The following is a 25,299-nucleotide window of genomic DNA, read 5'->3' as shown; positions in this document are numbered from 1 at the left end:
AGAGCCTACATCAATTCCAGCGGCAAAAGGATTGACAACAGCCATACTTTCAAACTTTTTCTGCTTCATCTTATTTTTGGTTTTGATTAAAAGCAGCAAGAGAAATGTATATTTGATTTGATTATTCCATACGGGATCCATAACAAAACATGGTCACCAATTAACGTTTCAAAAACCCTGACCTTAAAGATTGGGGTTGAACATTTCTACCAGAATTCGGGAAGGGATAAAATCACCATTCGATGCATAGGCTTTCATGCTGCAACCAAAAGTTAGCGCATTAACGTTACTTTTCCAATGTCTTAGAATTCGGGTTTAATAAAAACCCAATTTTGATGCCTTTAGGTCCATTGTCCTTCGGATGTTCGCAAGAATCCAGAAAATAAAAGCCCTGATAGACTTTCACATCTATCAGGGCTTGCCGATCATTGCCGGGGTAGGGGATTTCGGCTATTGCCAAAGGATAAGGCCGGTTGTTTAGTATCTCGTTTTAAGCACGATTTCCCCGAGGTCTTTAATTTCGTCCTGAAGCGTAAATATTACCCTTCCTTTCTTAGAAATTACTTCCCATGCGATCATGCTGGTGATGTCATCAATTGCATGAGGTGCGGTGATATCATCCACCAAATCAAAAGTCCGTTCGTTTTTCATGATGACTGCTTGTGCGAAGTCTTGATGAATGATTAATAATTCTCCACGTCCGTCTATTGATGCTTCATATATTTCTTGCAAATCGGTCAGTACTTTTCCCTGCGATACAGCTTCCTGCATTTCACCAATGGCATCAGTTCTGAGCTGTTTTTGTTGTGCTTTCACAAGCTCCCAAGATTGTTTTGCAATATGGTGTGTTGCAACATTGTTGTAATCAATCGTTGCATATCCTATATAAGCACTCGGCTTGTCAGCCACTTGGTGCAAGCGACTGTAATTATCTTCCGTTGCTACCACGACGCATTTCAATTCAGTTTCATTGTGCACTTTTACCAAAGCTTTATCCACCTTATTCAAAAATTCTCGAACCAAATCATCCAGATGTTTGGAGTCGCTTCCTCTATCGGAATGTGTGTTGTAATGGCTGTTTTCCGATAAAGGAAAATCATCATTTCTCACTTCTTTGATGATGTCGTCATTGATGACTTCAAAAAGCTGAACACCACTTTGAGAAAGGAGCATCAGTAAATAATTTTCACTGCGATTGTAATCTTTAATCAGTGAACGAATGGCAAAACTATCGGAAATATGAACACCACCGTTACTGGTTTCCCATGAAGATTTCACAATTTCCTGCGTGTCATTGGAGAGAAAAATGTGCAAACTATCCAAATTGTAGTTGGTGTCAATTTCATTGCCCACGGCTTCAATTTTTTCCAGCAGTTGTGCTGCGGGTCTTTTGCCAAAATCATTTATTACCCTTTCTTCAGCCTCTTTCAACAGGTTTTTAAGTAATATTCCATCTTTTGCATTGTCAGGATGGGTACGGTGGGTTTTCAACGAGATGGTCACACATGGGGAATTTTTCTCTGTTGCCAATTTTTGTAATTGTTCTTTTAAAGTCATAGTGATTTTTTCTTTTTAGTTTTCTAAAAGTCCCGATTCTTCTGATTGCGCTCTTTGAAAAGTGGGGTGAATTGGCTTTTTAACCAATACTACATACTGATACAACGTGTTCCACGAGCAATTAGTTGTGGGTTTTGCTTATGAAGCTCCATTGGAAAGCCCAATCAAGGGTATTGGTATTTCACGCAAAATACAAGTTCGACATCCTCGATTTTACAAAAATTGCTGGTTTTCAGTTTGTTGTTTTTCTTCCAACATCAAAAGGAGCCATGGATTGAGGTATGATTTTTCCTTTTCTCCACTTATTGATTTTAAGCATCTATTTTCTTCCAATACTATACAGTGGAAGAAGAAAAGTGGTACGGGCAGTCGCTGCGAATGCATTGTTTGGACGGCTATCCCCCTGTCACGCCTGGGATGAAAAGGGCAAGAATCGATGCTTTCCCAATTCCCTCAAAATGCATCCTCCAATCCAGTGAACCGGTTTCGTTGTTTCTTTTGGGAAGACCCGTATGCCGGCGATAGACATCTGGGGGCCGGCGTGGGCGTGAGGGGTATGGATCAAGGACCCCTACGATGAGCAATCGTTTACATATGAATGGGCCCCCATTCTTCAAAAATAGGGTTGTGATGATGCTATTAAGTTTCTTTGCCTGGCAGTCTTACTGTATTGTTCCAATAGTTTTTTAAAGTCTCAGCTAAGCTATCTAATCCATAAATGTCATCAGGCTTCACAATATAAGAACTGGATTGCTCCTTATATGCCTTCATAATATCTTCCTTTCTAGAGGATGTTGTGAGCATTAAAATGGGGATGTGTTTTAACTCAGACATTGATTTTATTTTTTGGAGAGCTTCATGACCATCCATTATTGGCATGTTGATATCCATCAAAATCAAGTCCGGCATTTTGACTTTTTCAAAGGGGGTTTCTTTCTTTAAAAAATTGATGGCTTCTGCACCATTCATAACATGATATAGCTCTTTTAAAAATGCTTGTTCTTCCATTGCTTCTCTGATTAGAAAGGCATCTTCTTTGTTGTCTTCTACTAAAAGTATAATTAGTTTTTTCATAAGCTAAAGTTTTGGTATTGTAAATTTGAATATAGTTCCTTTTGATTCATTTGGTTCAAACGATATTTTCCCCCCGTAAGCGGAAACTATTTTTTTACAACTTGCCAGACCTATACCTGTGCCGCTATACTCGGAGTCAGTGTGTAAGCGTTTAAAAATTTCAAATACTTTATCCTGATGTTCCGGATTGATGCCAATGCCATTGTCAGTGATACTAAATGCCCAGGATTTTTCATCTTCAGTAGCATGAATAGTTATTTCAGGCACATTGTCCTCCGGTTGATATTTAATCCCATTGTCAACTAAGTTGGTGAACAGTTGGACAAATGAACTGGTGTCTCCTTTAATCGTTGGTAATTTGGACTTAGAGAGGATCGATTTTTTGAATTTATCATCATTGTGGTAATTGGCAAATATCATATCTAAAAGTTCATCCAGATTCACCTGCTCTTTCCCCACATCCCCAGTCTTAGAAAAGTCAAGAATATCAGTTATCAAGTTCTTCATTCTTCCAGCGTTATTGTACGCATTGTCAATATAACTGTTTGCTTTCTCATCCAGCTGTTTGCTATATCTTTTTTGCAGAATAGAAAGGTAGGTAGTAATACCTCTTAAGGGTTCTTTTAAGTCATGCGCAGCAACATATGCGAACTGTTCCAATTCTTCATTTTTTTGTTCCAGCTGCCCCTGTATGGATTTGATGTGGCTGATGTCCGTTGCGGCAAATAGATACCCGTTGATTTTGTGATCCAATACTATTTCAGTTACTGACAATAAAATCAAAAGCACTTTGCCATTTTTCTTTTTAAATGTCCATTCACGAGTCCTTTGTTTTTTATCATTGGCTAGGGCATGAACCAAATCCAGTTTTTCGCCTTCTTCGGGCAGGCCAATGAGGATTTCTTTTGCGAATTCCTTCCATTCATTTTCTAAAAAAAGAAGATGCTGAATATTTTTGCCTTTGACTTCTTCATTTTTATACCCTAAGATTTTCCTGACTCCGGTATTCGTATTTATTATTTTTCCATCAGTGGTAGTTGATACAAATGCCACTTCGGTGGTGGCATCCATAAGCGCTTCATTCTCTGCCAAAAGTTTCTTTAATTGTATTTCTGTATGCTTTAGTTTTGAAATATCAATAATCTGTGAAATAAAGTAAAGTACTTTTCCATCTACGTCTTTTACCATGGAAACTGCCAAAAGGATGTAAACGATTTGACCATCCTTATGGTAATATCTTTTCTCCATTTGGTAATGATTCCGCTCACCTCTAACCAATTCCCCTAACAATGCCAGATCTGCGTCAAGATCGTCCGGGTGGGTAATGTCCTGAAATGTAAGTTGTTTTAATTCCTCCTCTGTATATCCCACCGTCTCACAGAGTTTAGTGTTGACTTCCAGCCATTTTCCATTTTTATCCAATAAAGCCATGCCCACAGCTGCATTCTCAAAATTCCCTCTGAAGGCCTCTTCACTAATTCTTAGGGATTCTTCTTTTTGCTTTCTCTCAGAAATATCCTGATGAGTCCCGTACATCATCAATGGTTTGTGATCTTCCGTCCACTCGAATACTTTTCCTCTATCATACACCCATACCCAATGGCCGTCCTTGTGCTTCATTCGTGCTTCAAAATCATAGAATTCTGATTTTTTCTCAAAGCATTCATTGAGCTTTCTGCCAGATTCCTCCAGGTCATCCGGGTGAGCCAACATCATCCACGTCTCTATACTGATTGGCGCCAGTTCTTCCAGCGTGTAGCCCGCAATCTCCGCCCAACGCTCATTAAACACCGTTTCTCCTGTTTGTACATTCCACTCCCAGGTGCCTACATTGGTGCCGTCTATAACCGATTTATGTTTCCGCCTGGCGTCAACTATTTCTTGCACCGGTCGTCCTTCTGGGACTACATAAATAACCTTTCCCTGATCATCAAAAATGGGTTTCAGGCTAAATAAAATGGTGATTGGTGTTTGGTTAGCAACCCAAACGACAACTTCATATGCAACCACCTCTCCGGAAAGAGCTTTCTGAAAATTCTTTTTAAGCTCCTCTTGGGTTTGCGATGATATTTGCCACCAGTAGCAATCCCAAAAATATTTGCCAATCACATCTTCATGCTTTAAAGCTGCCATATTCAAGGCAGTATCATTGGCTTCCAATAGGATGCCTTCTCTATTTAAAAAGCCGATAAAAGAAAAAGTTGAATTGAAAATCCCCTTGAACTTAAGTTCGTTCTCCTTGATTTTTGTGATGTCCTGAAAACTGCCAATAAGTTTGTTTTCTATTTTTCTACCCGTACTTCTCACCCATTTGTGATTGCCTTTGGCTGTGATCAGAATACATTCCACATCAATGGGCTCGTCATTTTTCATGGCCCTTTCAAGCGCATTGGCAATGAGGTCTCTGTAGTCAGGATGGTAAAATTCGATTGCATTTGCCCTGTAGTGATCAAAATCTAAAGCAACCTCATGAATCTGATAGACGACCCTACTCCAAAATGTTTTTCCGGTGGTCAAATCCAACTCCCAAGTCCCTATTTGATTCGCCTCTTCAGTAATTGTAAATAAAAGGTTCTTCTTTATTAATTCACTATTTAACGCTTTGATTTCCCTTTGAGATCTTCTCAATTCCAGAAGACTTGTGGTTTGCATTGCCAGTTTCTTCAACAAATCAATTTGTGTATCACTCAACTGCTTGGGAGAATCATCAATGACACAAAGAGTGCCCAGAGGAAAACCATTTAAACTTATCAATGGAATGCCCGCATAAAAGAGGATATGAGGATTACCTATAGTAAAGGGATTATCCGAAAAACGGTCATCTTCCCTTGCGTCATTTACGACCAAGGCTTGATCAGGAGTGTTAATGGCATGGGCACAGAAAGAATAATCTTTTGAAGTTTCCCTCATCTTCATTCCATGGTGAGAAAGAAACCATTGTTTGTCTTCCGTCACCAAACTAATCAAGGAAGAATTGGTGCCGCAGATTTGTGCGGCCAAGGAGGTGATAAAGTCATATTCCTTTTTTTCATCCACCCCGATTATTTGGTAAGCGTTTAGCTCCTTGAGCCTATCTTGTTCATTGAAGGGTATGTTCGGTTTTTTCATTTCTAAAATGTTTGCTAACGGTTTGCCGCCATATGCAGACCGGATTTTTAGCCCTTACCTGTCCTATGAAGGACGAAACCTCCGATTTTATACTTGCGTATTGGTGATTTCACCAAGAATGCTGCTCATTTCTTCGTTACTATTTGAGTTAATTTTATCATCGTCCTAAATGAGATGTCGGGATGTGCAACTTGATTTACTGTCCCAACTACAAATATATTTTTTTTTGGGCTGTAATAAGCCAATGCACCCGAAAGTCCTGAATGCCCGATGAAATAGGGCACACCGCCTGTCGGGTTAAAAATCCAAGGAAGTTTAAATAAGTGAATGCCTATCCCCGATTTCATTGGGAAAAATATTTTATTCCATTCTTGCAAGTCGTTGATGTATTCTTTAGGAAATAATTTACCTGAAAAAAAGGCGACTATAAATGTAAGCATATCGGTTGATGTAGAAACCATTCCACCATCAGAACCAAATGAGGTCATCGCTTTTGGAATGTCCAGTGCTTTCGCTTTATGATAAAGCGTTTTTGGAGTCTTGTCGGTTGCATCTTTATACAAGTAGGTTTTAGATAGGTTTATAGGTTTGATTATCAGTTGATCGCAGTTGTCCGAATAGGATTTGTCTGTAACGACGGCAATGATTTTGCCGAGCAACTGAAAATGAGTATCGGCGTAATTTGCTTTGTTTTTTGTTCCCGGAAGAAAAAGTGGTTTCAATGCTTTTGTTCTTTCAATAGCTTGTTCAAAAGTCCAAAATTGGTCGTTCCCATTTTTAATGTCATCTTCCAAACTATTCCCGTTTGCTCCCTTTCCTTGAAAATAATCGGCAAGTCCAGAGGTATGCGCCAATAGATGTTTGATCGTTATCTCGTTAGAATAGTCCTTCCCATTGTAAATGTGTAACCCTTTCATCACGGATTTGTCCAAGTATTTACTGATTTGGTCGTCAAGGGTTAATTTTCCTTTTGACTTCAAGTGTAGAATAATGGCAGTCGTAAAGAGTTTTGTCGTGCTGGCAATGAAGTAGGGTTGTTCATTTAAGATATTGCCCGAAGCTCCAAACCAAGTAAAACCTTCTTTCTTTATCGCGAACGAAGTCCCGAATATTTTCTTTCCGTCAACGGTTTTGTCTAGAACCGCCTGCAAGGAATTTTCTTTTTCAGTCATATTTGTCTCGGTACTGATCTGTCCGAATGTGGCTTGTATAATTGTCAGGCAAATTGAGACAGTTGGTTTTTTTACCCTTGTCTTTTACGCTTCCGACTATCGTAAAGTGTTTTTAACCGCAATTCCGGCAAAAAAATAACTATTTTATTCGACAATCCAAAATTGAGATTAAAACTTAGTTGGACGGAGCTTCTTGGATGATGGGGATTTATTTGCCGTATTTTTTGGCGAAGATTATAGTCGAAGGCTTGGGGAATTTTTTTTTGGAAAGGTTGCCTTGCTATCGGATTCTGGTTGATTGTGTGTGCGCATTCCTTTCCCCAGTGTGCCTTGGTTTGTGCGATTTTGGTTTACCTCGAGTGTGCCCGCGGAGTACTGAACGACCACTTTTGCCGAACGGTGTCATTGGTTCGGTTTTTTCTTCGTGAGTCAATTTGTTATGATTTTGTAAGTAATTCCTTTACAAAATTGAGGTCGGTTGTGTCATCCTTTTTTATTGTCAAAAAATATTTTGTCTGCCAATTTTGAGTTCTCTCTGCTTGTTTATTTGTCGCAATGTCCCAAGGTGGATAAACCCGAATGCCACGTTTTCCCCCTTGGCCATTTCTGGTTATTATTCCATTGTCCGCCAAAACAGATTTTGGGAAAATAAATTGTCCAAAGTTGTCACCACTTTTTGAAGTAATTATAATAAAATCTAAGTCGTCAGAAATGTCAAACGGTTCTGTTATTCCATCTTTGTTTCTTTTCCATAATGTGACAAACTGCCCCGTTTTTGTCGGTGTTATCCTAGAGTCACGATATTGAACTTTATTTCCGTTTAGTCCGAATGAACAAGCTCCATATTCTAAACTTTCGGAATTCAACTTTGGGTCTGTCAAGTCAAAACCACACTTCTCATAAACCAATTCTATTGCGACTTTTAGGCCGCTATGAGATGAATTAATTGTTGTCAATGTGCTTTCTGTTGTCATGGTTTAAGTCGGTATTTTTAAGTTGGCATCGTATTTCGGTGTCTTTTTTTAAGCTGTCCGATAGCATGATTCAGCTTTGAGCCGACGGCATTCGGAGCCATTCTCCTTCATCTTACTCTTAACTTCTTAAAGATAGTGAATAAACCGACTCCGTTACTGTGTATGGTCCCGGTTGACCGGGAGAAAAAGCCCGAGCAGAAACGTAAAAACCTGATCAGATTGGGCGTGGATCAAGTCCATGCTTAAGAATAGGCCCTTCGTTCAAAAACACCTACAATCCAGAGGAAGGGGCAGAGCTAAAGAATACTTTTGCTGTAAATTTTTAGCGTGGAGCCGGCAAATAGCCGATGTCAATTTTTTAATTTATTCCAATCCTATCCAATCAATCAACAATTCGAAGTCTTCTTCTTGCTTGTTGGCAATCAAAAAACTCAATTGTTTGATGCTTTTAAAATTGAAATGAGGGCTGTTCAATTGGCGTCCTCGAAACTGAGGGTAAAATTCACTGATTGCTAACTTGATGGTTTCCCATTCTCCTGAAGTGGCAAATTTGTGCACGTAAGACTCAGACTGCGAAATATCGCCCTTTAATCGAAATTCATAATGCTTGCCATCTCCTTTTACGCGCAAAATAATATACTTATTTTCCGCCGCCAGTGCTATCATTGTGTTCAATTGTATCGAGGCAAATCCTCCGTTGTTCGCCAATGAAACCTGACCTGAAAACTGTCCCTGTCCTGCATCGGTAAGGACCAATGAACTTTTGGATACACCACCCATCACACCATCGTTGACAATACGCCATTCATTGATGTTCGTTTGGGTTGAGAAAGTATAAATCTTTTCCATGTTTGATTTAGTGGATAAGCTGAGTAGGAGTGAAATGAAGACGTATTTGATCATTGTGATTTTTTAACCGTGAAATGATTACGATGAGGCTATTTATAAAGTCGGTCATATTTACCAGTTATATCAATTTTCTAACATCATTTCCTTCGTTACTGTTTTTCCCCATTCTCTTTCCTGCGTCTTTTTTTAAGCTGTCGGGAAACGTGATTGAGCTTGGAGACGACTGCATTCGGATCCATATCCTTCCATCTTACTCTTAACTTTTTAAAGACAGTGAATATTCTATTTTCACTAAACCCCCGCTGTATCCAAAGTGATGTTGGCAAAAGTTGTTGTTTTATTTTTTTAACCCGAGCGGAAACGCAAAAACCTGATCAGATTGGGAGTGGATCAAGACGATGCCTATGCATGGAAGGACTGAGCGTTAAAAAATGACCTGTTTAGGTCATTTTAGCGAGGGGCCAGGATGCAGGGGAGGTGGAAAAGGAGGATGGGCAGTCGCTCAGAGCCCGATTCTGATTACTACAATAACTTTGTCACGCGGGAGAAGAAAGGGCTATGAATCACTTGCTAATTAAGACAGTACCTCGACTAGCGCCTGTTATTCTTATGTTGTGGGAGTGAATCTTTTATACAAGGATTCAATTTCTGCTGTTATCCAGCCGTTCATTGTGTATAATTTTCTGACTACAGTTACTTTGATAGTCTCATCTTCCAATAATTCAATTGATTTAAGCTCAATTAGTGTGTTTTTACCATCCTCTGTAATATTTTTTCTAAATGTAGCTGAAGATAAATCATCTTTAAATTCACCAATAAGTGTATTGCCGTATAGATCATAATAAAAGTTATAGAAGCGTGTGTTATACACTGTTATAATTTCATTAGTTTTCAATCTTTGTTCATTCTCTGTAGGCCAAAATTCTGAGAAAACAAATTCCTTCTCGGTGAAAAAACGTTCTTCTTTATAAGGTATCCTAATTTCAATGGTTGAAAATAAAATCATCGAATTTTCATCAAGAAGATTGGTTGACTCAATTCCATCATTATTTAAGTCTACAGCTGCCTTTGATATAGAGGATAGTATTTCGTATTTCCCATTGAACTTTTCATTGAGCAGTGGTCTGATATTATTATCCAATTCGTTATTCTCGCAACTAAAGAAAATGAATAAAAGAGCAATTAAAGGAAGTAATATCTTCTTGTCTTTAAGTTTTTTTTTCATATAAAATTTGGTCTCAATTTATTTCCAATTATTTTTTTGTTAATGTATCCCGCCTTAATAGGCGCTAACGGTTAGTATATGAAAAGTAGACGATTTCGAAGCACGAAACCTTCGGTTAATCACAAAGTTTGATACGAGTCAAAAGCCTTGAATTTACTGCTATTTCACCTATTTTTTATATTCATTTTGGCGAAAGTGTTATTTTTAAATGGTTTCATGTAATTCATTTAGTTGGTTCAACAATTATTCTTCTATAACTGGTTAATTTGGGTGTTCCGTTATCTGTAACCTCGCAAACTACATGAAAATTTTTCCCAGCAGAATTTGCTGGTATCTCTATGGTAACCTTATTTGAATTACTGTTTAATATGTTGACAGTGCCATTATAGGTGCCTGCTTCGGGTTGGGTCCACCATTTATAATTTAAAGTATCTCCATCAGGGTCAGACAAAGCTGATGCATCAAGTATAATTTTGGTTCCCTGAGGAGTATTTTTTGTAATAATATCTAGACTGAAGTCCCCATCAATTGCAACAATTGGATTTCTATTGCCTTTGCCTTCTTTTGCCCAATCCATTCTTGCAGCAAAATTATTAAATATAGCCGGGTAAAAGTAGTCCATATACTCCCTGCAAGTATTGTATTCATTTCTTTGATAATTGACGTATGAGCCAATGTTATCTTCTCCCAAACCCCATTTGGAAAATCCACCCCAACTCGATTGAGTCGGATTATCAGGATTGTTGAGGCCGTTTTGTAGAACATGTAAAAATGCTGGTGTATCACCTTCCACGCCATACTTGTATTTTGGATATTGACTTCCCAGATTTCCATGATTTTGAATATTTTTTTCATATTCTGACCATTTTTTTTTACCCGTGCCATTCTGATATTTCCATGCACATTCATCCCATATGAATAGAAGGTCGTCTGAAAAATCACGACGCATCCACGCATGTGAACTGATTTCAAAACTTGATTTTTGAGGCCTATCCTGGTCGGTTATGGCATACACCCGAAGTTTATTCAAAAAAGTTTTTAATTCTGATTTGCTTCGAGTTTGCTGTACCTGCCAAATAGATTGAGCGAGAGTATTGCCACCACCCCAAAATGTCACCCAGATTGGTCGATTATCATCTTCGTCAGCCAATTGGATAATAAGATTACTACCATCTGAATCATTGTCAACTCCAATTTTATCCATTCCCATTAGCATGCTACCGAACATTGTCCGCTCTCTTAAATAGTTGGCACTTGGCCAGTATCCAATCTTTTGTTTTTCCTCATCTTGTGCAAAACCAGTTTGGTTGGAGCGTTTAAGCAGATTGGGCAAATCCTTTTGATAGGCATCTATAACGCCTGTTGCAATATCTTTAAAATGTTTTACTTTATTAACATCATCCATACTCCAGCCAGTCGTAATGATAATTCCCTCAATTTCATACATGTCTGCATGAACCAAGAGTCTAATGAGTGATTCATGGTCGTCTGGCTCCCAAGTCGATATGTCTGATAATACCACCAGACGCGGCTTCAAAGATGAAGGTAAAGAGGTTTTTGAAGGCTTTTGTGCAAATAAAGAGCTTGAGATTAGAAATAAGCAAATGAATATTCTCATGATTTATTTTTTTGAAGATTTTTTACAGTACCGCCAACGTTTTCGGGCTTTGCGTTCGGGCGGGTTTTGGAGCACAAAGTTTCATTAGATGCACAAAGTGAATTTAGCACTTCACTGTCATAGAAGCATGAAACCCCCACTTTTGCAAAACGGCTGTTAGCGGGTCGTTGTTTTTCTTGCATTTTTGAGTTCATATGTTGAAAGTATGAGTATTACTAAAATTTCCGCTATAAAATAAGTATGTCCATACAGTGTTAAAGTGTCTAAATTTTGAAGTAAATGGTAAAATGTAAATAGACAGTAGCAGATGTTAAGTGTAGCAATAATTTTTAAGTAATACTGCCAATTTATTGGTTTTATAAAATATGTTGTCGTTGAATAAACAAAAAAGGCTGTCGCAATACCAAGAAAGATTTTAATAACGCTTTTTGGCATACCAAAAAAATCATCAAAAGAGTACAGAAAGGATAGGAAAATAATTGAAACGAAGGCTCCAACTGCATCTAATAGAAATATCTTTTGTCCACTTATTTTCTCCATTTTCTTATTCCTCCAATCAAAAATAAAAGTCCAATTAAAACTGCAATTAACGAATATGATGTTTCTAATATTTGGTTCGTTTGTTGCATTTCCATATCAAAAATGAGTTCTCCAATTCCACGCAATAAATAAATTCCCGCTATAAGAAAAATAACAGGCTTTAAAAAGGGTAATTTTCGGATTTTACCATCTGCTGAAAGTCCATAAATACCAAATATAAAAAAGAAAATAGCCACAACAACCGTAATAAAATACGGATACATAGGATGAATGTTTTGTGCAGCAAGAGCCATTCCATCTGCTATTCCTGTTACTTCAAACATTTTGTCTGCCCAAAATAGTCCGACAATATGCAATATTGCGATTAGGATATTCAGGTATCCACCAAGTCTAAGCATATTGTTTTACTTGTCCGAATGAAATCCAATAGTATTGCCTTCCGTTTCCATCACAATAGGGTAAAAATCGTGTTCTCCAATTGGAAATTTCGCTTGTTATATTCTGTTTTATGATCATTTTCTGTTTAGTCGTTTTACAATCCCCGATGACGGTTTGGTGCTTGGCGTATTGGCGGATTTTTAGCACGAAAGTTCAATAGAATTACTGCTGTTTAACCTTGCACAAATGTTCCATAGAAGCACGTCAGTCGCTATATTGCTAAACCGATGTTATAGGTAGTTTTGTCTACCGTTTTAATGGCGTTTATTTTTTGTTATAGACTTTCTCATTTCAAAGCCTTTCAATTATTAATCTTTCTAACTATTCTTTATAAAGTGCCTCATATAAATTATCCATTTGATCTTCTGAGAATTCAAAGTTCCGATTTTCCAAGTATTCGTCAAATTTTTCTTGATCGCCTTTATATGTTTTGGTCGCCTGCTCCATGGCCTTATCAAAATCGCCCATGCTCGTGTCAGTCGCTTCAGCTTTTTCTCGTCTCTTTTCAGCAGCAGCAGCACTTTTTTCTTTACCACGAGCATCTCCTCTCATTCTACTTGAAGAAAACATTGTAGGGTCATCATGGGCCTTTGCAGTATCTCGTTTGGCTTTATTAATCACCATTGCGTTTCTCCCTTGATGATCAGTTCCACTACTTCCAGTTCCTTTTTTAGAATGCGGCTTTGCCTTGGGTAGATTGTCAACTAAGTCAGCACTTTTACCCATTGCTTTTACTAATTCCTCATTTGCTTGAGTTGAACCTCCACTCATTTGAATCGGTGCCGACTGAGCGCTATCGTTAATCATTTCCTTACAAGCTTTCAACTGTATGGCTTGCGGACTATTATTTGCCATCTCTTGTAGTTTTCTTTGCACAACAGCCTCAGGTCGATTGTCTTCAAACTGAAAAGTAGATTTACCACTATTCCGCTTTTGAGAAACAGCATTCGCAACCGATTGACTTTTATTTTCTTGTGTTTTGTCAGCGTGTGTATTCATAATTTTCTATTTTCAGTTTTGGTTAATTACCGCTAACGTTTTGTGTTTATGACGGCTGCGGCTTTCGAAGCGTGTTTTTGTCCCACGAGGCCGAAACGAATTTAAGAAAACTAAACTTCATAGCAACACTTCACCCGCAGCTGGCATAAATACTGTGTGTGTGCCTTGAAAGGTGAATATAGTTCATTTAAATGAACGTTCCAACGGGTGAAATGCCTGTGCCGATTTTTCGGCATCCCTTACGTGCGGGGCTAAAACGACTTCGATACTGTATCTGGTCCCGGTCGACCGGGAGAAGAAACCTGAGCGTAAACGCAAAAACCTGATCAGATTGGGAGTGGATCAAGACCCTGGTTATGCATCCTGGCCCCTCGCTAAAATGACCTGTTTAGGTCATTTTAGCGAGGGGCCAGGATGCAGGGGAGGTGGAAAAGGAGGCTGGGCAGTAGCTCAGAGCCCGATTCTGATTACTAGAATAACTTTGTCACGCGGGAGAAGAAAGGGCTTTGAATCTATGCTTTCCTATTACCTCAAGACGCAACCTACAATCCAGTGAACTGGGATCGAGCGTTAAGAAATGATCCCGTTGGATCATTTTAGCAAGAGGCCGGAATGCAGGGGAGGTACGAGACCCGTATGCCGATGGCTATCGGCAGTGGTGTGAGAGGCGCACCTCGTCAGAGAGATCTGGCGGGGCCGCCTACTCGATGTGTGCTGTGTAAGCTATGATAAAGATGAGGGCAGGCCCCTCGGTGAGGGTTTTTAGGAAAACTCACCAAACCACTTCTATGATGCATCTGCGGTAACAAAGGTGTGTGAAGCGATAGAAGAAAAGGCTGTTTAAATGGTCAGGTAAGGATAGAAGAGATGAGCGAAAGCGAACCTTCCGATGTAGTGACGAAAAGACCAGTCGTTGTCAAAATCCGGTCTATATCGAGAGATCGGAGATAAGTATAGAAGGCTCCTAATTACTGTCTATGCGGCAACCGTCATAAAGGGGGCATGACTTCTATCCAGGCTTTATTGTGGAACCACAGGAAGCCTATATGTTATGCCAAAAAAAGGAAAACACAAGCAGGCAATACCTGTGAGTTGATTACTGATGAGCATATAGGTGGCGGATGAGGCCGTAGTAGTGATGAAACTTCTGTAATGGGAGTGGAGCGAAGGGTTTCAATTATGCAGTTTTAATTTAAGAACAACTTAATTAAGGATGATTTTTAAAGAACAAACAAAGTCGGTACCAATTACCAAAGAGATGGTTTGGGAATCCTACAAGAAAGTGAAAAGTAACGGAGGGAGTGCAGGGATTGACCAGCAGAGCCTGTCGGAATTTGATAGGGTACGTTCCAAAGAACTGTACAAAATCTGGAACAGACTGGCTTCTGGAAGTTATTTTGCACCAGCGATAAAGCGGGTAACAATTCCTAAGGCGGGGGGTAAGACCCGTCCTTTGGGAATTCCGACTGTAAGCGACAGGATTGCCCAACAGGTAGTAAAGACGTACCTCGAACCAAGGCTGGAATCAGTATTTGTGGACAACTCCTACGGATACCGCCCGAACAGAAATGCGCACACAGCAATTCAGAAAGTACAACAAAATGTACGTCGATACAGCTGGGTAATAGATTTGGACATACAGGAATTTTTCGAAAATGTGAACCACGAGCTTTTGTTGAAAGCCTTGGAAAGACACGTTCCAGAGAAATGGGTATTGTTTTACATCCAAAGGTGGCTGGAAGCACCAGTCATACTTGAGGATGGAACAGTCAAAGTATCCACAGGGAAAGGTACTCCTCAAGGAGGGGTAATAAGTCCGCTTCTGGCCAATCTTTACATGCATTACTGTGTTGATAAGTGGCTGGAGAAATTCCATCCATCTGTCATTATGGTTCGGTATGCTGATGATCTTATTATCCATTGCAGAAGCCATCAGGAAGCAGTCAGTACACTTACAGTCCTGAAGGAACGACTTGAAAGCTGTGGCCTAAAAGCCCATCCCGAAAAGACGAAAATCGTGTATTGTAAGAAAGAAGGCAGAAATCTGAAAGGCCATCCTGTACAGTTTGATTTTCTAGGCTTTAGTTTTCAGCCCATGAGAAACAAATTAAGAAACGGGGGAAGTTTTATGCAATTTGATTGTAAGATGAGCCGTAAGTCCAAAGTGCGTATCAATGGGGAACTTCGAAAGCTTAATTTCCACAACAAAACCCAACGAGGTATTCAGGATTTGGCTACGATGCTGAATCCAAAGATCCGAGGATGGGTGAATTATTATGGAAAAATTAGTCGCAGAAGTTTAAGACCTGTGTTTTATTACCTGCACCACCGAATGATCAGATGGATTCTGAACAAGTACAAAAGCTTCAAAGGAAGCAAGGTCAAAGCAATTAAGTGGCTTAGACAAGTAACGGTTTCATTTCCAAACCTGTTCTATCATTGGGAGTTGGGCTACAAGTTAGTCTAATGGACTAAAACCGAAGCATAATAAGAGCCGTATGAATCGAGAGGTTCACGTACGGTTCTGTGAGAGGTTTAGGGGTGGAATTCCCCTTTACCTACTCGACTACCTGCTGGCTTTTTATTTATTTCAAAATGGTGTTATAAATTTCATTCAATAGTTTATTTCTGATTTCTGAGTTTCTTTGGTTTATCAATATAATAATTCCCCAATTTTTGGCTCTATTATAGCATATAAGTGAAGATTGCCCCATTAAATCACCAGATTTTTGATAAAGTGTGTTTTTTTCATCTGTCATTATGTTTGTACCTAAACCTAATTCTCTTTTTTCATCTTTATAGAAGATTTCTTCTGTCATCATAGCGGCTTTACCAATTGCCGTTTCATTATTTAAGACCGCTTTCAGGTATTTAACCATATCAGAAGCATTAGATTTTATTAATCCTGATGGTGCTGTGATATTCCAATTAAATAATTCTTGAGCACCTCCATCAGGGTTGTAACCAACAACTTTGTTTTTCACATCGAAGTTTATAGTTAATGTATTAGTCATTTTTAATGGATTTATTATGTTGCTTTTGATAATTTTATCATAACTTTTGCCATACACTTTTTCTAGAATTAGTCCCAGTAAAGTATAGCCAATGGTTGAGTAACGGTATTTACCATAATCTTTTAACTCTGTACAATTATTGATTATCGTAGTCAATTTTTCTTCCGTTATGCTGCTTACTGGCTGTTGCGGATCAATCTCAATTAACTTTGCAAAATCAATATCAGGCAAACCAGATTGATGAGAAGCCAAGTCAGAAATTTTGATTTTGTTTTTGAGATTTTTATTTAAAACATAGGCTTTCGGAAGATAGTTATCAATGTAATCTTCTAATTCTATTTTATTCTCAATAACTGCCTGTGCAATTAAATTTGAAGTTAAGATTTTAGTAATAGAGGCAATTTCGAATAGAGTATTTTTGTCAACTTTAGTCTGACTATCCTTACTCAAATTACCATACGCTGTAAAGTATTCTGCATTATTGCTAACGAATCCAACGCTAATGCTAACGTCAGGATTTTTTTGATGATTCGCATTTATTATAGAATCAATCTTTTTAGAAATGTCTTGTCCATAAGAAAAGTTGCTTACTAAAAGCGCTGCTAAAAATTTTAATGAAGTTCTCATTGTATCGTTTATTTTGTGTTAATAAATTATTTCGATACAAATTTGTGGAAGAATTGAAACTTATGCGACCGAATGGATGTACTCGACCACATTTCTGAAAAAAAATTGGTACGAATAGTTAAAGTAAAAAGTACGAGTAATTACAAGTATTTGTTTTGTAGTCTTTTACGATAAGAAGTTGGCGTATTTCCTGTGTGTTTTTTAAAAGCAGTATTAAAAGAAGATTTAGAATTAAAACCAACTTCATACAAAATCTCAAGAACTGTGACTTTACTTTTTGATGAATCTTTCAAAATTTCAATTGTATTTTCGATCCGGTAAGTGTTCACGAAATCATAAAAATGCTGACCCAACTGATGATTAATTAAAACTGATAATTCACGAACTGGAATATCTAAAGAATTTGAAATATCCTGAATCGTCAAAGCAGGATCAAGAAATGGCTTTTCATCAGCCATATATTTCTTTAATCTCAAAAGATCTTCGTTTAAAGTTTCAGGTTCGATTTTTTTCTCTTCAGAGATAATATCAGAAACTAGTTTTAATTTTGAATCAATATTCCTGAATAAACTGGGGTTATTTAATGCTTTATATAAATACCAAAAAATGATGAAGAATTCAAATATCAGAAGTCCAATTTTTAATCCTTCGGAGATGTTAAGATACACTGTAAACTTAAATATGTTTTTTACTAGCGCAATGAAGTAAAAGGCTGACAATGCCAAGGTAAATTGAAATAACCATTTAAGTGATTCGATACTTGCTCCTGCATAATTTTCAAGATAAATTTTCCTCGCTTTTCTCAATATCATAAAAGCTGCAACGATGTATAACAGCATTTGAATGTGCATTAAAATATGATTAAACTGTATTTCTGGTATACTACTACTTTTTTCGAGCAAACGAATTTTTGAAGGCAAATCGACAGTATAAAAGTGGGGTAATAAGATTAAATTTGCTATTAAAAAAGCAACACTATGAATTAAATGTTTTTGCTTGAGCTTAAAATCAGAATAGCAAACGGATAAGACATATAAATAAAAAGTGGGAAGTTGTAATAAAAAAAATGAACTTATAAAAACTCTAACATTCAACGAGATATAAAACAAAGAGTTTATATTTCCAATCATGTCAATTGCAGATAAAATCAAAAAAAAGGCAAAAAGACGATTACTTAATTTATGTTCTGTTTTGACTGTAACCAAAAATAATGCTAGAAATAATGAAATGAACATTGTTATTACAGAGATTGTAACCAATAAATTAATTTTATCCATTAATCTTTTTTTTATTTTTCATTGTTTGTTTCTTGAATTCTCCACATTTTTTTTAAGCTTGCAAACCGGCTGTTGGCGGTAGTTCTTTTTATGTCTTTATAAAGTCAAGTTCTTTAGGATATTTGTTAAATGATTTCACTTTTGCTTTTGCATTGTCGTAATGTCTTTGACTTACATATATGGTGTTCAAAGCGTCCCATTTATTTTTTACTCCCGCAATATGTGAGTCTAATTTGGGGTCATCCATTTTTCCTGTTAAAATTGTTTCAATTTCGTGTCGGATTTTTTCATATTCAATCCCCAACTTTCTATGAGTCTCGGCTTTTTCTCCAGGTTTGATAAATGACTGATAACCTGTCAATATAGCTACTAAAAAAAGAATAAAGGGTAAAATATATTCCTTAACACAAGGATAGCCAATAAATGGAAATCTATAAGTGAATGCAACCGCTGTTGACAAAATAAAAGCACTAACTCCAATTGTCTTTTCAATCCTACTGAAATATAAAGACTGGAAACAATGTGCGTATTCAAGCTGGTGAATTTTACGCATCCAGTCTAATAGCATAAGTTCTTTTTGATTCATAATTGTTTGTCTATCTTGTCTAAAAGGTAAATTGGGTCAATATTCATTTTTCTGTTTATTTCTGATTCGGTTATTTCTTTTGGACCTATTACAAATGATTTTCCAAGACCGTCTTTACCCGTAAATGAAAAAAAAGTTGCAGAGCATAATGGCGAGTTTTTATGTCCAGATTTGTGAAGCTTACTTGGTTTAATTTCATAATACCCGCTTTCGTAATGAATTTCTTCGCTCACTTTAATTAATTCTGCATTTTTGCCTTTATTGACTGCCTTTGAGCTATGTTGGTTAACTTGATTTAAAGAGTCATTGTAGACAACTTCAAAAAATGAGTGTTTAGAGTTACTTGAATTTAAATCAAATTCATATCTGTTATTAATTATTTGGCCTGTGATAATCCAACTTTTTGCAAAAAATGTATGAGAGTGAATTGAAAAGTCTTCACATTTTTGTAAATCCATATATTTATCCAAACTGTCGTCCCAAATGTGTAATCTAATAAAGTCAAATGCTTCTAATGGCTTATCTGTTTTATAAAGTGGGATTGATAAAAAGCCTTGAGAACCAATAGAGGAAATAGTGAATTCACTCGGAATAAGTCTAATAGAGTTAGAAATTAGTCTCCAAACAGCTAACATTTTTAATTCTAAATTATTTTCTCTACAATAGATAATTTCTCTAACTCCAATTAGTCTGTCTATCATAGACTTTAGAAAATTGTCGTTAGAAGTGTGACAAAAATCTTTCAGTTGGTCTATGGTTACTTCGTTTGCGTCATTAAAGACAGTTTTAGTGATATTTTCAATTGTATTTATTTTGGTTTTAAATGACTCACTATAACCTTTCAAAAGAGGTTCATAAAACTCAGTCAGTTCTTGTCTGGAAATTGTTTTTTCTTGATTCATATGTCGTCATTTAGAATTACCGCCAACGTTTTGCAAATTTGCGATGGGCGGGAATTTTACCACTAATGTTTATGCGGAGCACAAAACTTTCGGCTTGCACTAAACTGTCTGCGGAGCACGAAACCCCGCCTATTGCAAATGTGCTGTTATAAGCCGTTTTTCTTCTGTCCACAAGGGTTTGAGTTGTCATTATACAGTTAGTTTTATTTTATGTCGTTGTCCGTTTAGTAAAAAGTCAATTTGTTTTTTGTCGTGAATTTTAATTTCAAGTTGTCCAAAGTCAAACTCTTTATGATGGTTTGGGCAAAGTAAAATTATGTTGTCAAGTGTTTCTCGTCCTTTTAAGTGTTTGGCTTTTATATGTGCAGCTTCAATATACTTGCTTCCGTCTTTTTTCATTATTGTCGTTGAACAAATTTGGCATTTAAAGTCCCGAAGAATTTTTATTTGTGCTATTGTTTTGTTGTCACGTTTATATGTTTTGTGATTAACAATAATTTCTTCAGGGTCGCTGTCTTTAAGGTTCTCCAAGTCTTTTAGAATGTCCGCCTTTGATTTATTCTTTTTGAAAAATTTCTCAAGTTCGATTTGTTCCTTTTCGTCATTTGAAACAAAAGTCAACTTGAACTTTTTACCAGTATAGTATTCGTAAATGGATAAAAGTTTATTAAAATCTTTTTCGTTAGTTCCTGCTTTTGATAGTTCGGTTAGTTCGTCAAAAAGTATTTGTTCAGCAAACGTGTCGTCTTTGTATGTGAAACCAATTTGCCCAACCATTCTATCGCTTGAATTGTCTTTGTAGTTGTTAGCGTCAAGTGGTAAAGGAAATAAAATTGAAAAATCCCTTTCTGCTTTAATGTTCGTCCAATAAACATTTTTTTGAAACGGAACTTCTAGTTTTCTTGCGTCACTAAATGTTTCTGCTTTGCCATACACTCCAACTATTTGTCCTTTGTTTTCGTCAGTATTCCTTGTGTAAAATATTATAAGTCCGCCTTTTTCAAATTTTACTGGAGCATTTTTCCATTGAACGAAACCATTTACAAACTTGTCTGTGTCAACCGCCTTTTTGTTGAAATTGAAATTTAATGATTCGCCACCAACATTGTCTTGGGCGTATTTATGTCCAGCTTTAGGATTTATGTAGCTATTGTTTCTCCAACCGAATGGATTCCAAGTAATGTTTGCAATTATTATTTTACTCATTTGTCGTCAATGTTAGTTTGGATGTGTGTGTCGTCCTAAAATGGCTTATAACGTTTTGGCGCTTGGCGAAGAAGCGGATTTCGAAGCACTAAACTGTCTGCTAGCACTGAACTTGATACGAAGCACAAAGCTTCAATTAAGCACTGAACCCGCTTTTTTGCCAAACGCCTGTTAGCAGCTGTATTTATTGCCTTAATAAGTATTTTATTGTCCATATTATATTCCAACCTTTTAGCCTGTCAATTAAGTTATGAAATTGTCTATGAGTTTCAATAGCTCTTGTTCTTTTCATTTCAATTTCATTTACAGCGTTACTTGCAAGAGATTTTAAATAACCACATTCTTGAAAATGTTTTATTTCGTCTTCAATTTTTATTTTGTCATCTTCCATATGCTGTCTGACTTTTGTATGATAGTTTTCCCAAAGTTGTAAAGGCATATAATCTCTTAAAAAATCAATGCTATATGTGATGTCCAAAATTGTTATGTAATTAATAGTTGAATAAGTTGTTCTTCTAAGTTCTTCTTGTGTGAAACTTTTAATGATTGAACTTGTAAACATCGGCATAGCGTCAACCGCATAATTACTTTCTTGGGTTTCCTTAATCTCTTCTTCAGTTACTGCAACTATTGACTTTTTTATAAAGTCCAGGTCTTCTACGAATTTTAAAGATTTGTCAAGCCCAATATATTTTGAATAATCAAGTATTACCTTTCTTTGTCTGTTAAGTTTTGAAGCTGTAGCAAATCTGTCAAAAAAGGTTTTTAAAAAAAGTCCAATTAGAGAACCAATTAAAACACCTTCAATATTTATTTTAGAAAAATCCATTTGTTTAATTTGGGGTTGTGTTTCTACTTTTTTTTTAATTCATATGACTTCACTATTTCATTAATCATCGCTTTTGTTATTGCGTTTCTTGATTTTGTCAAAGTGTCTAAAGTTTCAAAGTCTAATTCAAATTCAGGAAGTTTAATCCCAGATTGTTTTATTAAGAGGTTGTTTTGAAAGTTCAACTCAAGAGATTTCCCTAAAACGGGTATTAAACTATCAACTTCGTTACCAAAATACAAAGAAGCCATATGAACTTTTGCTGCATTCAAATAAAGATCTTTGTGATATTGAACCATAAGATTTGTCAATTCCTTTACTTCTTCGGGAGTCGTATAGTATTTGGAAGCCGCTGCATTTATTTTTATTTCTTTTGCTTTTATTTCTAATTGTAGGAGTTCACTATTTATTTCATCAACAAGTTGTATGCGATGACTGTTAATTTTGTCAATAGTTTCAACTTCATATCTTTTGTTCCAATATTCTTGCTCGCTTGATAATTTGCTATTTTGTAAAAAATATTGAGTTAATGATGTTAAAAGAGCAGTCACGATTGCAGTAACTAAAATTTTGCCGTAACCAGTCTCAATTTTTTTTTCATTGTAACTGGATTTGTTAGAAAAATCTTTACTGCCTGTGGTGTTGGTAGTTTCTTTGTTGTCTATATTTTCGTTGTCTATTGTCATTTACGGTTATTTGCTGTTAATATAGCTGCTAACGTTTTGCCGCTTTGCGAAGGCGGGGATTTTTAGCACTAAACTTCATTAGATGCACAAAACTTGAATTTAGTACTTCACTTTCATAGAAGTACGAAACCCCCGCTTTTGCAAAACGGCTGTTAGCTGATGTTATTGATTTTCATTTTGTTTCATTAATTCAAAGCATAATTTGTCAATATTCTCCATTTTCGGATTAAATGCTGAAACATTAGATAAAATAATTACCCCATTTTTCTTTTCTGCATCTAAAACCATTGATGAAGAATAACCACCTGTCCCTCCATTATGCCAAATCCAATTAAACCCATTTTCAGTTTTGAGAATATGCCAGCCTAAACCAATTTTCATATTTTCGCTTATGTCAAAAGTTGGATTTCTAGTCAATGCAAGTTCTGTGTTTTTAGGATTGAATTGTGCATTTGCGAATTTTACCAAATCTTCTGTTGTCGATAAGATTCCGCCACCTCCAAAAAGAACATCAAAATCCCAATTAGAAACAAATTCGCCATTTTGGTCTACTCCTCTAACAAGTCTGTCATCCAACTTTTGAGAAGTTGTATATGAACTTTTCATTTTGTATTTGTCAAAAACCCTCTTTTCTAATAATTTCTGGAAACTCATTTTTTGTGATAAACCCAAGGTATAACCCAAAAGTCCTGCACCTAAATTTGAGTAGGAATATATTTTTGAAGGTTCATTTTCAAGTTTTAGCAAATTTTTAAGGTACTCCTCAATTTCTTTTTTACCATAATTCTTGTATGGATTAGATTCATTAGATAGGTCTAAGTTTTCAGGTAATCTTGATAAGCCCGAAGTGTGATTAGCTAAACTTTCAAAACTTATTTTAATGTTATTTTTGAAAGGAAATGAATAATATGTATTTATTTCGTCTGTCAATTTGAGTCTCTTCTCTACAACAAGCGAAGCCAAGACTGTTGAAGTGAAAACTTTTGTAATTGAACCGATTTCAAAAATTTTATTTTGATTTACGTAGGGTTTTATGGTGTCATTTACTTTTATAATTCCGTAATATTTTGTTTTTCCATTTTGAATTAAGGCAATGGAAAGTTGAGTGTTATTCGGAAAATCTTTGGATTTTGAAAAGATGATTTCAGCAATATCTGTCGGATAGTTGCTTAATGCGTTTACAGTGATGCTTTCGGTTTTTTTCGGCTCTTCGTAAGGCTTAATGAAAAGCCCATTAATTTGGTTTTGCTCGTCAAGTGAAATGTTGACCGCTAAAACAGCTTTTTCAAAATTCGTTTTATAAGTTGCATAAGTTCCTTGTTGATAACTCACAAATTCCGTTTTTTCAATTTTCCCAACTTGACTTTTCAAGCCAGTTAAAAATTGATTTGTTTTGTCAATAGGTAATGCTTGTTTCATTTCAAGCGAAAAACTGTTAAAAATATCTTCATACTTTTCAGCATTGTAATTCTTTTGAAAATTGTCAATAGCATTTTTGTAATTGTCGGTTTGTGCAAACACAACATTTGTCATAAATGTTAAAATAAAAATAATTGTCGTTTTTTTCATACGTTCGGTTGTTTATAATATCAGCTAACGTTTTGCAGCTACCCGAAGGTGGCGATTTCGGAGCACTTCACTGTCAACCAAGCAGAAACTTTGATAGAAGCACAAAGCTTGATTGAACCACTGAACCGCCACTTTTGGGTAGGTGCTGTTACAGGCTGGCGTTTTTGTTTCATTAAGTTGTCAAGTTTCATATTGTCAACTTGTTATGCTTTTTAATATTCGTCTGTTTCTGTTGTTCATTAAGTCTAATGTATGTTCCTTATATTTTTTATACTCGTCAATTGTCTGTGGTAATGGCGGTCTGTTGAAATTGTCAAACGGTAGAGAAAATTTAATTTGTCCGTTTTGGTCAACAAAGTCTTGTAAATGAAAAAAGTCAACATAGCCATTAAAGTCAACAAACAAGTCAAAAAAGTCATTGTAATTTGTAATTGTCTTTGAAAGTGGGCTTTCTTGGTCTTTGTAAAAACGTTTTATGCACTCCAATGTCAAGTCAAACCTGTCACAAATTATTCTACTTACTCCTCTGGCTTGATTAATTGTGAAACCATTCTTTTTATGTGCTGGAAAAACTATGTGTCCGCCAATTGTCCGCACTTTATGTTTTAGTTCTTCTCGTTCATTGTCTGAAAGCCAACCGTCAAATTTGTTGCTATATTTCCCGTCAAAATGAGGACACATTCTGTCGCTTGATAAATTCATTGTGAAGTTGTTTTTCAAAAGAAATCTTCCATAACTGTCTCCTTTAATTTCCAAGGTGAATTCTTTTCCGTTTGGTAATTCTTTATTCCATAACAACTTGTGAGTTTCATATAATTTTAGACTGTCCGTATCAGGGTCGCCACATTTACTGTCTTTTCGAAAGTCAAAATCTATATCAATTTGTTCTGTCATTTTTACGTCAAATTTCATTTTTATTGTCGGGCTGTGTCGTCCTACGCTTGCCTGTAACGTTTTACTTTCCGCAACCATTGCGCCATGTAATCCATTAGACTTACATGGCGCAATGGTTGCGGTTATTTTCCAATCAGCTAAATGTAAAACCAATC

At 36.4% G+C, this 25,299-nt stretch carries 20 protein-coding genes; 1 reads left to right on the top strand and 19 read right to left on the bottom strand.

What is annotated here, in order from left to right:
* Window positions 1-477: 477 nt before the first annotated feature.
* The 10 genes from F824_RS0110565 to F824_RS0110500 all read right to left on the bottom strand — a co-directional run bounded on the left by F824_RS0110565 (window position 478) and on the right by F824_RS0110500 (window position 13,554).
* Entirely contained in the window at window positions 478-1,557 is a 1,080-nt protein-coding gene (locus F824_RS0110565; RefSeq protein WP_019597862.1) for a baeRF3 domain-containing protein, read from the bottom strand.
* A gap of 639 nt (window positions 1,558-2,196) precedes the next feature.
* Entirely contained in the window at window positions 2,197-2,631 is a 435-nt protein-coding gene (locus F824_RS0110550) for a response regulator (RefSeq protein WP_019597859.1), read from the bottom strand.
* 3 nt (window positions 2,632-2,634) lie between these two features.
* Window positions 2,635-5,739 carry a PAS domain S-box protein gene (locus tag F824_RS0110545; RefSeq protein WP_019597858.1) on the bottom strand — a complete coding sequence of 1,035 codons (3,105 nt, stop codon included), beginning with the start codon at window positions 5,737-5,739 and terminating at the stop codon, window positions 2,635-2,637.
* A gap of 125 nt (window positions 5,740-5,864) precedes the next feature.
* Complete coding sequence (locus tag F824_RS0110540) at window positions 5,865-6,911, bottom strand: serine hydrolase domain-containing protein (protein ID WP_019597857.1); 1,047 nt, start codon at window positions 6,909-6,911, stop codon at window positions 5,865-5,867.
* Window positions 6,912-7,348: 437 nt separating this feature from the next.
* Window positions 7,349-7,885, bottom strand: a complete 537-nt coding sequence (locus F824_RS0110530; RefSeq protein ID WP_019597855.1) for a MepB family protein — start codon at window positions 7,883-7,885, stop codon at window positions 7,349-7,351.
* A 363-nt stretch (window positions 7,886-8,248) separates the two neighbouring features.
* Window positions 8,249-8,734: a CIA30 family protein gene (locus F824_RS0110525; RefSeq protein WP_019597854.1), complete on the bottom strand. Its 486-nt coding sequence runs from the start codon at window positions 8,732-8,734 to the stop codon at window positions 8,249-8,251.
* A 607-nt stretch (window positions 8,735-9,341) separates the two neighbouring features.
* A complete protein-coding gene (locus F824_RS0110520) occupies window positions 9,342-9,959 on the bottom strand; it encodes a hypothetical protein (RefSeq protein WP_019597853.1) in 618 nt (205 codons plus the stop codon).
* A gap of 223 nt (window positions 9,960-10,182) precedes the next feature.
* Window positions 10,183-11,577, bottom strand: coding sequence for a DUF1593 domain-containing protein (locus tag F824_RS0110515; protein ID WP_026333635.1), 1,395 nt, complete (start codon window positions 11,575-11,577; stop codon window positions 10,183-10,185).
* 527 nt (window positions 11,578-12,104) lie between these two features.
* Complete coding sequence (locus F824_RS0110505) at window positions 12,105-12,515, bottom strand: hypothetical protein (RefSeq protein WP_019597849.1); 411 nt, start codon at window positions 12,513-12,515, stop codon at window positions 12,105-12,107.
* Window positions 12,516-12,876: 361 nt separating this feature from the next.
* Window positions 12,877-13,554 carry a hypothetical protein gene (locus tag F824_RS0110500; RefSeq protein WP_019597848.1) on the bottom strand — a complete coding sequence of 226 codons (678 nt, stop codon included), beginning with the start codon at window positions 13,552-13,554 and terminating at the stop codon, window positions 12,877-12,879.
* Between the two features lie 1,213 nt (window positions 13,555-14,767).
* Between F824_RS0110500 and ltrA the strand changes: the two genes are divergently transcribed.
* Entirely contained in the window at window positions 14,768-16,021 is a 1,254-nt protein-coding gene (gene ltrA / locus F824_RS0110495) for a group II intron reverse transcriptase/maturase (RefSeq protein ID WP_019597847.1), read from the top strand.
* 118 nt (window positions 16,022-16,139) lie between these two features.
* On the opposite strand, the gene F824_RS0110490 is transcribed toward ltrA, so the two are convergent.
* The 9 genes from F824_RS0110490 to F824_RS0110450 form a co-directional block, all read right to left on the bottom strand.
* Window positions 16,140-17,195 (bottom strand): serine hydrolase domain-containing protein, encoded by a 1,056-nt coding sequence (locus F824_RS0110490; RefSeq protein WP_019597846.1) that lies wholly within the window; start codon window positions 17,193-17,195, stop codon window positions 16,140-16,142.
* A gap of 140 nt (window positions 17,196-17,335) precedes the next feature.
* Window positions 17,336-18,472: a helix-turn-helix domain-containing protein gene (locus tag F824_RS0110485; protein WP_022582393.1), complete on the bottom strand. Its 1,137-nt coding sequence runs from the start codon at window positions 18,470-18,472 to the stop codon at window positions 17,336-17,338.
* A gap of 88 nt (window positions 18,473-18,560) precedes the next feature.
* On the bottom strand, window positions 18,561-19,058 hold the full coding sequence (locus F824_RS0110480; RefSeq protein ID WP_019597844.1) for an SLATT domain-containing protein: 498 nt from the start codon (window positions 19,056-19,058) through the stop codon (window positions 18,561-18,563).
* A complete protein-coding gene (locus tag F824_RS0110475) occupies window positions 19,055-19,960 on the bottom strand; it encodes a hypothetical protein (protein ID WP_019597843.1) in 906 nt (301 codons plus the stop codon). The genes F824_RS0110480 and F824_RS0110475 overlap by 4 nt, the downstream gene beginning before the upstream one ends.
* 189 nt (window positions 19,961-20,149) lie before the next feature.
* Complete coding sequence (locus F824_RS0110470) at window positions 20,150-21,166, bottom strand: HNH endonuclease (RefSeq protein ID WP_019597842.1); 1,017 nt, start codon at window positions 21,164-21,166, stop codon at window positions 20,150-20,152.
* A gap of 184 nt (window positions 21,167-21,350) precedes the next feature.
* Entirely contained in the window at window positions 21,351-21,995 is a 645-nt protein-coding gene (locus F824_RS0110465; protein WP_019597841.1) for a hypothetical protein, read from the bottom strand.
* 23 nt (window positions 21,996-22,018) lie between these two features.
* Window positions 22,019-22,681 (bottom strand): hypothetical protein, encoded by a 663-nt coding sequence (locus tag F824_RS0110460; protein WP_019597840.1) that lies wholly within the window; start codon window positions 22,679-22,681, stop codon window positions 22,019-22,021.
* 162 nt (window positions 22,682-22,843) lie between these two features.
* On the bottom strand, window positions 22,844-24,250 hold the full coding sequence (locus tag F824_RS0110455) for a serine hydrolase (protein ID WP_026333633.1): 1,407 nt from the start codon (window positions 24,248-24,250) through the stop codon (window positions 22,844-22,846).
* A 195-nt stretch (window positions 24,251-24,445) separates the two neighbouring features.
* Entirely contained in the window at window positions 24,446-25,297 is an 852-nt protein-coding gene (locus tag F824_RS0110450; protein ID WP_019597838.1) for a DUF6994 family protein, read from the bottom strand.
* Window positions 25,298-25,299 lie beyond the last annotated feature (2 nt).

The sequence above is a fragment of the Rhodonellum psychrophilum GCM71 = DSM 17998 genome (assembly GCF_000381545.1).
Classification (GTDB): Bacteria; Bacteroidota; Bacteroidia; order Cytophagales; family Cyclobacteriaceae; genus Rhodonellum; species Rhodonellum psychrophilum.
This window is presented reverse-complemented; position numbering and strand designations above follow the sequence as displayed.